This window comes from Thalassospira sp. (assembly GCF_048059015.1).
Taxonomy (GTDB): Bacteria; Pseudomonadota; Alphaproteobacteria; order Rhodospirillales; family Thalassospiraceae; genus Thalassospira.
The window spans coordinates 635708-648228 of sequence record NZ_JBLLNT010000002.1; the positions used below are offsets into that span (position 1 = coordinate 635708).

Here is a 12521-nt window from a genome sequence, read left to right on the forward strand (position 1 = left end):
GGCAAATATCAAACCCGGCCGGCCAATGCTGTAACGCGAATGCTTTTGATGCATATGCCACAAGGAATTTCACGATGATTTTGAACGACTATTTGCTGTCGGGGAACGGCTATAAAATCCGTTTGCTGCTTTCGATGATGGGCTTGCCGTTTGAGTATGTCGAACGCGATATCATGAAGGGCGAAACACGCACGCCGGAATATCTTGCGACCATTAACCCGAACGGCAAAATCCCGGCGCTTGTGTTGGATGATGGCCGCGTGTTGGCGGAAAGCAACGCGATCCTTGGCTATTTGGCCGAAGGTACGAACTTTATCCCCGAAGACCGCTATGCACGCGCGGAAATGATGGGCTGGTTGTTCTTTGAACAATATGACCATGAACCAAACGTTGCGGTTCTGATTTCATGGTACGAGATCAAAGGCCTGCCGGAACATGCAGATATTTTCGAACCGATGAAACAGGCCGGTGCAAAGCGTGCGCTTGATCTGATGGAAAAGCGGTTGGCGGAACATAACTGGCTGGTGGGCGAAAGCCTGACGATTGCTGATATCTCGCTTTATGCCTACACGCATCGCGCGGAGCTTGGAAAGATCGATATGAAACCCTATCCGGGCATTCGGGCGTGGCTTGACCGGTTTGCCGCCGTCCCCGGCTACGTTCCGATCACCTGGACGCCGTAATTCGACAAAAAAGGGGCCACCAAGGGAAGGCAAATCCACCTGTTTATGGGGGAAGGGGCAGAGCAAAGCCCCCCAATGGTGGCCCAATACCCTGACGCGATTAAGGGGAACGTCAGGGCAGCGGTCAAAACCAAACAGATCAGGCTGATTTCAAAATCTGTTCGGGCAGAAGCGGGTCGGTCTGAACGGCAGAACTTCTTGCCTTGAAACGCTGATAGGCGCTCTGCACATTCGGCGCATCACCAATCATCTCTGCCCCGCCGGGCATGGCATTTAAGTAATGCATCATCGGCATGATCATCATGTCGGGCAGGGTAAAGCGATCGCCGAACAACCAGCCATCAGCATATGCCGGATCAAGCACCGCCAAGTCGTTCCGGATCGTATCAGCGACCTGGTTCATATGGATGGCAAAGCCCGGATCATGGCGTTTGGCATGATCCGCAAAGGCCATCGGAATGACGAATTTGCGAATGATATTTTGATCAAACCGGGTCATTGCCAAGCTGATCCACTGGTTCATCCAGGCGACCTTGGTTGCGCGCACCGGTCGCAATAATGGTCCCGGGAAATTGTCATCGATATAGCGGCAGATGGCAGCAGTTTCATACAGAACGAAACTGCCATGCATCAGGACGGGCACCTTGCCGAACGGATTGTGTTTCAGAACTTCGGGCGTTGCACTTTGGCCCGGTGTCTGAACATTGCGGCTGGTGAATTCAAACGAGATTTCTTTTTCGATACAGGCAATTCGAACACTACGCGTCAGGTTGCTGCGCGGCATTCCGACAATGGTGACATCCGTCATGACAGGGTCCTTTGCTGCATGATGTTTGGTTCGAACGCCAATCCAATCGGGCAATCTCAACACCAAACGTGCAGACAGGATCGCGGGTCTCATAATATGTTCAAGAACATATTATTTTGATGTGTCATGGTGGCATCTACCCAATCAGACCGTCAGTCGGAGGTCAAAATGCCTTACAAAGCTTCGCACAAACCCAAAACACGGATCCGCATTATCAATGCGGCTTCCGCCCAGTTTAATAAACACGGGTTTGAAAATGTGACGATTGATCAGGTGATGGCAGCGGCTGGTCTGACGCGTGGCGGGTTTTACGCGCATTTCAAGAACAAGGAAGACCTGTTCGTCGCTTGCGTTGAAAACGGTATGTCGCTGTTGGCGTCGCCAGTTCTGGCCAAATTGCGCAAGGCTGAACTTCGGGGCAATGACTGGGTCACATCATTTGGCGAGCTTTATCTATCGCGCCTGCATATCGAGAACCCGGATATGGGCTGTGCCTTGCCCACCCTTTCGACCGAGGTATCCCGATCTGGCGACAAGGCACGCAGTGCTTTTTCAAAGCTGGTCAATCATGCGACGGAGAAGCTCGCCTGGAAACTCGCCAAAGAAGATGGCGTGCCCGGGATCGACAAACATGTCGACATTAATGCAGCGGCAAAGCCGCGCAACATCCCTGCAGAATATGACCGCGAATCAACGGCTATGTTGGCCATGCTGGTCGGTGCGGTCGTGCTCAGCCGCGCGGTGGATGACGAAACTGCCGATAACATCCTCGGTCGCACGCGCGACAGCATCCTTAGCAATCGCGCGAAGCTTGATGATACCGATCAGCAGAAAAAAACCGGCTGATCAGTCAAAGAAGCCGTTCAGGACTTCGGCATAAATTTTCACAAGGTTTTCGATGTCATCGACCATGGCGTGCTCGTCGACCTTGTGCATGCTTTGCCCGACCAGGCCGAATTCGGCGACCTCGGTATATTTCTGAATGAAACGTGCGTCGGACGTGCCGCCCGTGGTGCTCATTTCCGGGCGTTTGCCTGTGACCTTTTCCGATGCATCCGCAATCAGGCCGGCAAGCTTGCCCGGATTGGACAGGAACGCTTCGCCGGAAATTTTGACTTTAAGTTCATGCGCACCGGCATGTTCGGCGCAGACATCTTCGATCCACTTCTTAAGATCGGCACCGGTGTGCTGATCGTTAAAGCGGATATTGAATGCCGCACTGACCTTGGCTGGAACCACGTTGGTTGCGGCATTGCCAGCATCAACCGTGGTGATTTCCAGATTGCTTGGCTGGAAGTGATCGGTGCCCTGATCAAGCTCGCGGGAATTAAGCACATCAAGTGTCTTGATCATGCGCGGGACCGGGTTATCGGCCAGATGTGGATAGGCGACATGACCCTGTGCGCCAAACACGGTCAGCCAGCCGGTAACAGAACCACGGCGACCAACCTTCATCATCTCGCCGAGGTATTTCGGGTTGGTCGGTTCACCAACGATGCAGCAATCGAACTTTTCGCCTTCATTGTCGCACCATTCGACCAGCTTGACCGTGCCATTGATGGCATCGGCTTCTTCATCGCCGGTGATCAGGAACGAAATGGATTCGTCGAAATCCGGGTGAGCCGCCAAAAAGGCATCGACACCGCCGACAAAGCACGCAATCCCGGTTTTCATATCAACCGCACCACGGCCAAACAGACGGCCATCAATCACATCGCCACCGAAGGGATCAACGGTCCATGCTGCGGCATCGCCAGCCGGGACAACGTCGGTGTGGCCAGCAAAACAGAAATTGCGACCCTTGGTGCCAAGACGGGCATAAAGATTGTCGATGGCGTCGCTATCATCGCCGTCAAATACCTTGCGTTTGCATTCAAACCCGCGTGCTTCAAGCGCCTTTTGCAGAACGTCAAGCGCACCGGCATCGGCCGGGGTAACAGACGGGCAGCGGATCAGCGACTGGGCAAGTTCAAGGGCAACGGACATCAGACAATCTCATATTTTGTAATGATCGGATCAAAGGCGATCACGGATGGCATGTGTAGAAAAGGGCAAAACGGACTGGCCGTTTTGCCCCTTATAAATCATCAATCTGTGCGCTAACAGAAATCAGTCGCGCAGCAATTCGTTGATCGAGGTTTTCGAACGGGTTTTCTCATCAACACGTTTGATGATGACCGCGCAATAAAGGCTCGGACCCGGGGTGCCATCCGGAAGCGGCTTGCCCGGAATGCTGCCCGGAACAACGACCGAATATGCCGGAACGCGACCCATAAAGGTCTCGCCGGTGGTGCGGTCGATGATTTTGGTCGATGCGCCGATGAAGACACCCATCGAAATGACGGCACCTTCTTCAACGATGACGCCTTCAACGATTTCCGAACGTGCGCCGATAAACGCGTTGTCTTCGATGATGACCGGACCAGCCTGAAGCGGCTCAAGCACGCCACCGATACCCGCACCACCTGAAAGGTGAACGTTTTTACCGATCTGTGCGCAGGAACCAACAGTCGCCCAGGTATCAACCATCACGCCGGTATCGACATAAGCGCCAAGGTTAACGAAGGACGGCATCAGGACGGTGCCCGGTGCGACATAAGCCGAACGGCGCACGATGCTGCCCGGAACGGCGCGGAAACCAGCTTCTTTGAACTCGGCTTCACCCCAGCCATTGAATTTCGACGGAACCTTGTCCCACCAGTTGGTGTTTTCACCCGGACCGCCGGAAATGGTGGTCATGTCGTTCAGACGGAAAGACAGAAGAACCGCCTTTTTGGCCCACTGATTGACAACCCATTTGCCGTCGATCTTTTCGGCAACGCGCAATTCGCCGCTATCCATGGCAGTCAGTGCCTGTTCAACAGCTTTGCGGATTTCGCCCTGGGTGGCGGAGCTAATTTCGTCGCGGTTTTCCCAAGCGACGTTAATCACGCCTTCAAGTTCAGTCTTGTTCATTTTCGAAGGTCCTTGCGGTCAGCCAAAATTTCGTCGGCGGAGAATGGTCAATGAAGCCCATGAAGTCAACTCCGCCAGTTTGCGTAGAAATGCCCATTTCGGGCGGTTTCCGTTCCTGATCCCTGTGGCCGATAGACATAGCGGATCATGGCGCCAAGCTCAATCGTGGAACCGTTACAAATCCCGCCCTTAACCGTAATCCGGTTGGTAAGTGGATTGCTGTGGCATTGGGCCGGAATTGTCGGCGATCAGGATGCCGTCGCCAGATTGCGCAAAAAGCCAACGATATCATTGGTTTCATGGTCAATGCGCGGATCATCACGGCCGTGTTGCGCCCATTCAAGATCGGTATGAACCCAAACCGTTGTCATGCCCATATCCTTGGCCGGCAGAAGGTTTTTGGCCATATCTTCGAAATAGACAGCGCGGGTCGGATCAATCCCGTCACGGGCCAGCAGGCGGTCATAGGGCTGCTGCTGCGGCTTGGGAATATAATCTGCATCGACAATGTCAAAGATGGTTTCAAACCGATCCGCAATACCCAGACGGCCCATCACACGTTCGGCATGGCCACGCGATGCATTGGTGAAAATCAGTTTGCGGCCCGGCAATTCTTCAAGCGCGCTTGCCAAATCCGGTGCCGGATCAACAACGGACAGATCAATGTCATGCACCTTGGCCAGATAATCTGCCGGATCGACATCATGTTCGGTCATCAAACCGCGCAGTGTCGTGCCATAGCGGTGGAAATAATCCTTTTGCACGCGATAGGCCGCATCGGGTTCAAGCTTCAGCGTTTCGCGAACATATTTCCCGATCAAATCGGAAACCTGTGAAAACAGATCGCAGGCCGCAGGATAAAGCGTGTTGTCGAGATCAAAGATCAGAACGCTGTCCTGATCAATACGCGGCAGGTCGGTTTTGATTTTCGGGGCGATGGTCATTGCAGATGGCCTTGTCGATGATGGGCGTGATGAGTGTCTGCCGCCATTTGTAAGGCATCAAAGCCCACTTGCATACTGTCCGCACAGGATTGTGCAATTTAGCATTGTAGTTATGCGGCATATGCAACCTATTAAAGGTCGAATTATGACAGATGGGGGTTTAAAAGCCGCAATAACACCAAAGATATACTGAGTCTGCGTTTTGATATGATTGGTAAATCTTCATCTGTCTGAGGCTTTTGGTGCTGCTTGGGGTATGGCGGAAGTATCGAACTTATCCGTCAGAGTAGGAAACATTGAATTTGTAAAACCCTTGTTAATCACAACGGGTTGATCATTGGGCAAAAGCCAGAATGGCATAAAGCGATTTCCGTGTTCGGGGGAAGTGGAAGTCGCTGGTTAAAACGGGCAGCGTGAGAGGGCGCATTGGAAAAACTTATAAAAGCTCGAACGACCGAACTACGGAATGAAAGAAACCGGTTCGCGGCACTGGCCTTCGTTTGGGGGGACCTGCTTCTTGAGCTTGATGGCGACCTTCGGATCGTTTTTGCATCGGGTGCATCGGACGGCATTCTTGGGCATCGTCCAAGTGATCTTGCCGGGAAGCTTTTCACCAACTTTTTGGCCAAGCAGTTCAAGCCGCTTGTGACCGAGATGTTGCAGGTTGCGCGTCGTCGTGGCCGCATGGACAATATTCAGGTGCGCTTTAACCAGCGCGAAGAAATGCTAAGCCCGCCCGTTTCTATGAGCGGCTATTTCCTGCCTGATCTTGGTGATCATTTCTTCGTCGCCCTGCGTGTGGCGATCAATTCGCTCCCGCCGGAACTTGCGGCATCTATCCAGCGCGATAATGCGACCGGGCTTCTTGATGAAGAAAGCCTGTCAAAAGTTGTGACCGAACGACTGGTGGCACAGCGTGAAACCGGGACCGAACATAAATTCACCCTGATGACGCTTAATGCGTTTGATCCGCTTTGCAAACGTATGGAGCAGGTCGAACGGGCCGAACTTATGGCAAGTGTTGGCGCGTTTTTGCGCGCGCATTCTGTGGCCGGTGATACTGCCGGGCGTTTGGGGGCTGATCAGTTCGGGATGCTGCATCGCCCGGATGTACCGATTGGCGATCTTGAAAAACGCATTGCTGAATGTGTGCGCGATGCCGATCCAAAAGGCGTTGGCGTTGAAGTCAGCTCAACCGTGACAGACTTTACCGCCGAAGTGATCCCACCAGGCGATCTTGCGCGCGGGGTTTTGTATTCCATTCGCCGGTTCTGTGACCGACAGGATCACAGCTTTACGTTCTCAAGGCTGATGGGGCAGGCCGATAATCTGGTCAATAACACCTTCTCGGCCATGCAGGACTTTGGCATGCGGGTCGACAAGTTAAAATTTGATGCGGTGTATCAACCGATTGTCCGGTTGCCCAATGCCGAAATCCACCATTTTGAAGTGTTGGTACGCTTTTATGATGATGAAGGGCAGTTGATCCCGACCCAGGACCTGATCACTTTTGCCGAACAGGTCAACATGGTGCACAGGCTTGACCTTGCGATGCTGCGTCGAAGCATCAAATGGATCAAAGGACAGCTGGAATCAGGTATTTCTGTTCGGGTTGCCGTGAACGTCTCGGGTCATTCGATCGAAAATCCGGACTTCTGTCGGTCGGTAATTGCGTTGTTTGAACGCAACCGGGACACCCTTAATCAGTTGATGCTGGAGATTACCGAAACATCAGAAATTCGCGATATCGATACGGCAGCCAAATGGATCAGCCGGTTCCGCGAATTTGGCATTGAGATTTGCCTTGATGACTTCGGCACCGGGGCATCGAACTTCCGCTATTTGAGCGCGATGGAAGTCGACTATGTGAAGATAGATGGAGAATCCATTCGCCAGTCGATGAAAACCAGCAAGGGCATGGCGTTCCTGAGATCGCTGGTCGATTTGTGTCACGAGATCAATGTCGAAGTCGTTGCCGAGATGATCGAAACCGACAAGATGCGCGATATGGTGACCAAAGCCGGGTTCGATTACGCGCAAGGTTATCTGTTCGGTAAGCCGGAATCCGACATCACGCTTTATTGGCGCGATACGCCGCAATGGCGATAAGCCAAACATGATCTTAAAGGTCGCCTTCTGGCGGCCTTTTTTGTTGAGATCGCTATGCTAAATAAACACCAGAAGTGCCTTTGCAGTGTGTCGCGATCGCACTCTCAAACTTTTACTGGTTTTGACCCGGCAGGAATTTGGATGCGTCGGATGTTATCCCGTATTTTTCCAAAATGCCGTCATAAACACCGTTACTGCGGATGGTTTTCAGGCCGATATTGAGCTGCCTTAAAAGGACTTCGGCCTTTTCGGATTTTTTGGAGATGCAGGAATAATACGGATTGTTGGCGATGACCTTAGTTTTAATCTTGTTGGTATCGGCAATCGAATTTTCCCCGACATTAAGCAGATAGTCCATTGGTGCCGTGAATGACAAAGCAGCATCCAGTCTGCGTGACATCAGCAAATTCACCAATGTCATTTCGCTATTGGCGACAACAACGTCGAGATTAGCCTCTCGTGCGGTGGCCTCAAGGCTATAGCCATTGACCACACCGACGGTCATTTTGGCGGCGTCTTCCAACTTCTTGATCGGTTCAAGGACTTCGGGGCGTGTTGAATAAAACGCGATCCGGACATGCCCCAATACATCGGAATAAAGAAAATCGCCTTCACGCTCGGGTAGATAGCTGCAGGAACAAAGCCCGTCAACCTGACCGGTTTCCGCCAGGAAATAGGCCCGCTTCCAAGGATTAAACGGTGTAATCAAAGAGATGTTGCGCGACATGAAGGCTGCGCGCAGAACTTCAACATCATAGCCCGGAAGCGTATTGTTATTGGCGATCTTTGACGGTGGAAACGGGTTGCAGGCAAGGGTGACTGTTTCGTGCTGTCCCGCTGGTGATATCAACGAGTTTTGCGCTGCCACAGGATTGCTTGCTAAACCCAACACAGTGCTGACGACACCCATCACCACAAGGCTTTTTGCCGCAAGATGGCGCCACTGACGGACCGCACCTTTGGTGGCCCGGCGTAGGGAAACGTCAGGAAAATTTCGTTCAGGTCGGCTAAGGGTCACGTGATCGGCAATCAATTATGTGGCGCGTGGCGGCATCCTAACATGTTGGTCCGGGCAATAAATCGAATTTTCGTCTAATGCCCAAGCAAAAAACGCCTAATGGTTGCGTGTAAGACTTCTAAAAGCCGCAGCAAATCCAATGGTTAGCTTGATTACAGGTCGTTTGATCGGGGTTTTGGCAAGACGCCATAGCGTTCAAGAATGGCATCATACTGGCCTGATGTCTTGATCGTCTCAAGGCCTTCATTCAGACGCTCTACAATGATCGCAGCATTTCCAGCCCGCTTGGACAGGCAGGAAAAATACGGGTAAGCAGCGGTTTCATGATAGGTGGGTTCAAGCGTTTCGTTGGTTGCCTGATTATGTTCACGCACCACCGTTGCCATGGTTTCATGAAATGCATAGATCGCATCGATCCGGCCAGTGCGCAAAAGCGCGAGAAGGCTTTTTTCCGAGTTCGCACTGACTGTATCAAGCCCTGCTTCCTTGGCGTATCGTTCCAGGGTGTAACCGGCAACCACACCCACGGTTAAGCCAGATGCCTGATCAAGGTTTTTGACTTCCGAGAGGATATCAGGTTCGAGCGCGAACAAGCCGACATGCTGCAGGCCGATCTGATCGGAATATTGAAAGATGGCTTCACGTTCGCGCAGATAACTGCATGAACACAATCCGTCGACATCACCGTTTTCGGCCAGAAGATAGGCGCGTTTCCAAGGATAAAACGGGGTGTTGAGCTTAACACCACTGGCAGTGAATGCTGCGCGCAGGATTTCAACGTCAAAGCCCGGTTCAAGGGCACGATCAGCGATCTTTGATGGGGCAAAGACATTGCAGGCCAGGGTGACTTCAAGACCCGTTGCATCAGCCGCCTTGTCTGCTGCGGATGCCGATTGGTCAAAGCTTGTGCCCAGAGCAAACCCAAGCCCAAGCGTTGCTATCGCCGCAACTTTAATCAAAGGGCGGATAGGCAATAGCTGTCTTGTCTTTTGGTCACGGACCACGAAAGCCTCATTGCGTGATGACGACCTGTTGGCAGCTTGCCCTTAAATATCAGGGTTGGCGCTACGACAATCAAGCATTTGGCGTGTGAAGATCGTGATCAAAACAAAAAAGCCGGCGCACAGGGCACCGGCTTTTTCAAGAAAATTCAAGTGGGCTTATTCAGCCGCTTTGACTTCTGCGCTGTTGCGGATGGCCGCTTCGCGGACATCGTCGGTGACATGTTCTTCGAACTTCGCGAAGTTCTTTTCGAACAGACCGGTCAGGTTGGAAGCGGCCTTGTCATAGGCTGCCTTGTCTTTCCAGCTGTCACGCGGGTTCAGAACTTCTGCCGGGATGTCGCCACAAGCGGTCGGATATGCCAGACCGAAATACGGATCGGTTGCAAATTCGGCACTTTCCAGCTCGCCATTGAGCGCGGCATTGAGAAGACCACGGGTGTAAGCGATCTTCATGCGCGAACCAACGCCATAGCCGCCACCGGACCAGCCGGTATTGACCAGCCAGCAATTGGCTTCATGTTTTTCCATCATTTCACCAAGCAGCTTGGCGTAAACCGACGGATGACGCGGCATGAACGGTGCACCAAAGCATGCGGAGAACGCAGCGGTCGGTTCCTTGACACCTTTTTCGGTGCCAGCAACTTTTGCGGTGTAACCCGAAAGGAAGTGGTACATCGCCTGTGCCGAGGACAGTTTTGCGATCGGAGGCAGAACGCCAAACGCATCACAGGTCAGCATGATGATGTTTTTCGGGTGACCACCACGACCGGTTTCCGATGCATTCGGAATGAATTCGATCGGATAGGAGGAACGGGTGTTTTCGGTGTGACGGGCATCGTCGAGATCAAGCTCGCGCGACTGCTTGTTCATCACGACGTTCTCAAGAACGGTACCGAAACGCTCGGTGGTCGCATGGATTTCCGGTTCTGCTTCTTTGGAAAGCTTGATCACTTTCGCATAGCAGCCGCCTTCGAAGTTAAAGACGCCGTCTTCACCCCAACCATGTTCGTCATCACCGATCAGCGTACGCGATGCGTCAGCCGAAAGCGTGGTTTTGCCGGTGCCCGACAGGCCAAAGAAGATAGCGGTGTCGCCGTCTTTGCCCATGTTGGCCGAGCAATGCATCGGCATAACGCCTTTGGCTGGGAGGATGTGATTGAGAACCGAGAAGATCGATTTCTTCATTTCGCCGGCATACCAGGTGCCGCCGATGATGACCATTTTACGCTCGAAGCTGACCATCACGAAAACTTCGGAACGGGTACCATCCACTTCCGGATCTGCCTGAAGGCCCGGTGCGTGCAGAATGGTGAATTCCGGTGCGAAGTCGCGCAGTTCTTCTTTCTGCGGCTGGATGAACATGTTGCGAGCGAAAAGGTTATGCCATGCATTTTCGTTGATCACGCGAACCGGCAGGCGGAAACGCGGATCGGAACCGGCAAAGCAATCCTGAACGAACAGTTCGGTGCCTTGGAAATATGCGCGCACTTTCTGATACAGGCGCTCAAATACTTCCGGGCTGACCGGGCGGTTTACATCGCCCCAATCGATATCTGCCTTGGTGCTTTCTTCTTCAACGACGAAGCGATCCTGGGGGGAGCGGCCGGTATGTTCGCCGGTCAGTGCGACGAATGCACCACCCTTGGCGATCTTGCCTTCGTTGCGACGGATCGCATGTTCGTAAAGGCCGGCAGCGTCAAGGTTCCAGTGAACGGCGCCAAGGTTTTTGAGGCCATGAGTTTCAAGGCCTACACGGCTGACAACGGGTCCTGATTGCAGCACAAATCTCTCCTGGTGGGTTTAAAAGAGCTGGGGGTTAATGTCCTAATTTACACAACAAATTGTGGGTAATTTATTGCGTTGAGACATATTGTTACAAAGGTGTCTTAAAAGCAACCGGTCCTTTGGCCTAATACCAAGGAAAACGTAGCTGTTTTTGCGTTTGCGAAAATTCGATTTTCAGGGTCGCGGGTTAAATGTTCAGAATACAAATGGTCCGACTTATCCGCGCCATTTTTTGCACATTTTGACCAAAATTTCCCGTGCTTCGCCGGGATTATGGATGGGTTTTGGGAAATCAATTCTGATGGGCGGGGAATCGGTATCATGACTGCTTAAAACCATCCCGTCACAATCAATCGAATGCATCAGCCAACCGGCGTCGGGATCGTAATCGGAATGGTTTGAAACGATGTGGGAGATCGCATTGGCGTGATCTGTATTCATATGGCCGATGATGTCGTCATGTCCGAGCACAAGCGGATGGCAATCGGCCTCGATGAACTGCGAGCCTGGCAAGCGACGCTGTTTGCCAAATCCGCCAACCCAATAGATCGCATCAACATCGACCCGATAAAATCCGAAATCGGCAAAATCCGCATATTGGGCCGCGTCCGGGTGGCTGCGCAGATAACAGGCGCGCAAGGCCGCATCATCATTACGCACGGCCCGACCAAACACACTTAGGCGGGCGGTGTCGGTTTCAATGGTTGCTGATGTGCCATTGGCAGAAGGGCCAAACAGCATCGAGACGCGATTGTCTGCGGCAATGTGGCGGGTGTGATCGGCAAGATCAGAAATCAACAGGATCGGTGAACCGTCAATGTCGGTGCCCGGGACGACCATGGATGTTACCGGCCAACCGTCTTCGACCTGCTTGTGACCGGTTGCGATGGTGGCAAGGGCTGCATTGGTGGCGACACGGCACATCCGGCGCAAGGCAGCACAATTGGGTGCTTCGAGATCATCAGACATGGGTGGCTTCCTGTCCTTTGTGAACTACGGATGTGATGATGACCGATTTCATGGGTTTTGCGCAAGATTGCTGCTAGTTCGATTTTCGAGCCTGTATCGAAACATCGAACTTGCGGCCAGAAATTCCGGGATTTCCAAGGTCTGGAATTGGAAAAATTACAAACCTGCCAGTAACTTGATCCTGCCTTTATATGAACCTATTCGAATAAAATGTTGTTGGCATTGCTCTAAATCAAATTATATATC

General features: G+C 52.4%; 11 protein-coding genes. 3 read left to right on the forward strand and 8 right to left on the reverse strand.

Annotation, left to right across the window (positions count from 1 at the left end; all coding sequences use genetic code 11):
- The first annotated feature begins 74 nt into the window (after positions 1-74).
- Entirely contained in the window at positions 75-683 is a 609-nt protein-coding gene (locus tag ACMZ66_RS03595) for a glutathione S-transferase family protein (protein WP_416934482.1), read from the forward strand.
- 139 nt (positions 684-822) lie between these two features.
- On the opposite strand, the gene ACMZ66_RS03600 is transcribed toward ACMZ66_RS03595, so the two are convergent.
- Positions 823-1491 (reverse strand): glutathione S-transferase family protein, encoded by a 669-nt coding sequence (locus tag ACMZ66_RS03600; RefSeq protein WP_416934484.1) that lies wholly within the window; start codon positions 1489-1491, stop codon positions 823-825.
- 168 nt (positions 1492-1659) lie between these two features.
- On the opposite strand from ACMZ66_RS03600, the gene ACMZ66_RS03605 reads away from it, so the two are divergent.
- On the forward strand, positions 1660-2337 hold the full coding sequence (locus ACMZ66_RS03605; protein WP_416934486.1) for a TetR/AcrR family transcriptional regulator: 678 nt from the start codon (positions 1660-1662) through the stop codon (positions 2335-2337).
- Here the strand turns inward: ACMZ66_RS03605 and dapE are convergent, their stop codons facing one another.
- The 3 genes from dapE to ACMZ66_RS03620 form a co-directional block, all read right to left on the reverse strand.
- Positions 2338-3477 (reverse strand): succinyl-diaminopimelate desuccinylase, encoded by a 1140-nt coding sequence (gene dapE / locus ACMZ66_RS03610; protein WP_416934488.1) that lies wholly within the window; start codon positions 3475-3477, stop codon positions 2338-2340.
- Positions 3478-3600: 123 nt separating this feature from the next.
- Positions 3601-4446, reverse strand: coding sequence for a 2,3,4,5-tetrahydropyridine-2,6-dicarboxylate N-succinyltransferase (gene dapD / locus ACMZ66_RS03615; RefSeq protein WP_416934490.1), 846 nt, complete (start codon positions 4444-4446; stop codon positions 3601-3603).
- 248 nt (positions 4447-4694) lie between these two features.
- Complete coding sequence (locus ACMZ66_RS03620; protein WP_416934492.1) at positions 4695-5390, reverse strand: pyrimidine 5'-nucleotidase; 696 nt, start codon at positions 5388-5390, stop codon at positions 4695-4697.
- A gap of 426 nt (positions 5391-5816) precedes the next feature.
- Here ACMZ66_RS03620 and ACMZ66_RS03625 point away from each other — a divergent pair, with 426 nt between their 5' ends.
- Complete coding sequence (locus ACMZ66_RS03625; RefSeq protein WP_416934494.1) at positions 5817-7499, forward strand: EAL domain-containing protein; 1683 nt, start codon at positions 5817-5819, stop codon at positions 7497-7499.
- 112 nt (positions 7500-7611) lie between these two features.
- Here ACMZ66_RS03625 and ACMZ66_RS03630 read toward each other — a convergent pair whose 3' ends face one another.
- The 4 genes from ACMZ66_RS03630 to ACMZ66_RS03645 all read right to left on the reverse strand — a co-directional run bounded on the left by ACMZ66_RS03630 (position 7612) and on the right by ACMZ66_RS03645 (position 12275).
- Positions 7612-8367, reverse strand: coding sequence for a substrate-binding periplasmic protein (locus ACMZ66_RS03630; RefSeq protein ID WP_416934496.1), 756 nt, complete (start codon positions 8365-8367; stop codon positions 7612-7614).
- A gap of 302 nt (positions 8368-8669) precedes the next feature.
- A complete protein-coding gene (locus tag ACMZ66_RS03635) occupies positions 8670-9491 on the reverse strand; it encodes a substrate-binding periplasmic protein (RefSeq protein WP_416934498.1) in 822 nt (273 codons plus the stop codon).
- Positions 9492-9677: 186 nt separating this feature from the next.
- Positions 9678-11303 carry a phosphoenolpyruvate carboxykinase gene (locus tag ACMZ66_RS03640; RefSeq protein ID WP_416934500.1) on the reverse strand — a complete coding sequence of 542 codons (1626 nt, stop codon included), beginning with the start codon at positions 11301-11303 and terminating at the stop codon, positions 9678-9680.
- A gap of 219 nt (positions 11304-11522) precedes the next feature.
- Complete coding sequence (locus ACMZ66_RS03645; protein ID WP_416934502.1) at positions 11523-12275, reverse strand: HugZ family protein; 753 nt, start codon at positions 12273-12275, stop codon at positions 11523-11525.
- Positions 12276-12521: the final 246 nt, after the last annotated feature.

Bases quoted from the DNA above. Each gene is read 5' to 3' on its own strand.
- ACMZ66_RS03600 (WP_416934484.1), bottom strand. From the start codon at position 1,491: ATGACGGATGTCACCATTGTCGGAATGCCGCGCAGCAACCTGACGCGT.
- ACMZ66_RS03595 (WP_416934482.1), top strand. From the start codon at position 75: ATGATTTTGAACGACTATTTGCTGTCGGGGAACGGCTATAAAATCCGT.
- dapE (WP_416934488.1), bottom strand. From the start codon at position 3,477: ATGTCCGTTGCCCTTGAACTTGCCCAGTCGCTGATCCGCTGCCCGTCT.
- ACMZ66_RS03645 (WP_416934502.1), bottom strand. From the start codon at position 12,275: ATGTCTGATGATCTCGAAGCACCCAATTGTGCTGCCTTGCGCCGGATG.
- ACMZ66_RS03605 (WP_416934486.1), top strand. From the start codon at position 1,660: ATGCCTTACAAAGCTTCGCACAAACCCAAAACACGGATCCGCATTATC.
- dapD (WP_416934490.1), bottom strand. From the start codon at position 4,446: ATGAACAAGACTGAACTTGAAGGCGTGATTAACGTCGCTTGGGAAAAC.
- ACMZ66_RS03620 (WP_416934492.1), bottom strand. From the start codon at position 5,390: ATGACCATCGCCCCGAAAATCAAAACCGACCTGCCGCGTATTGATCAG.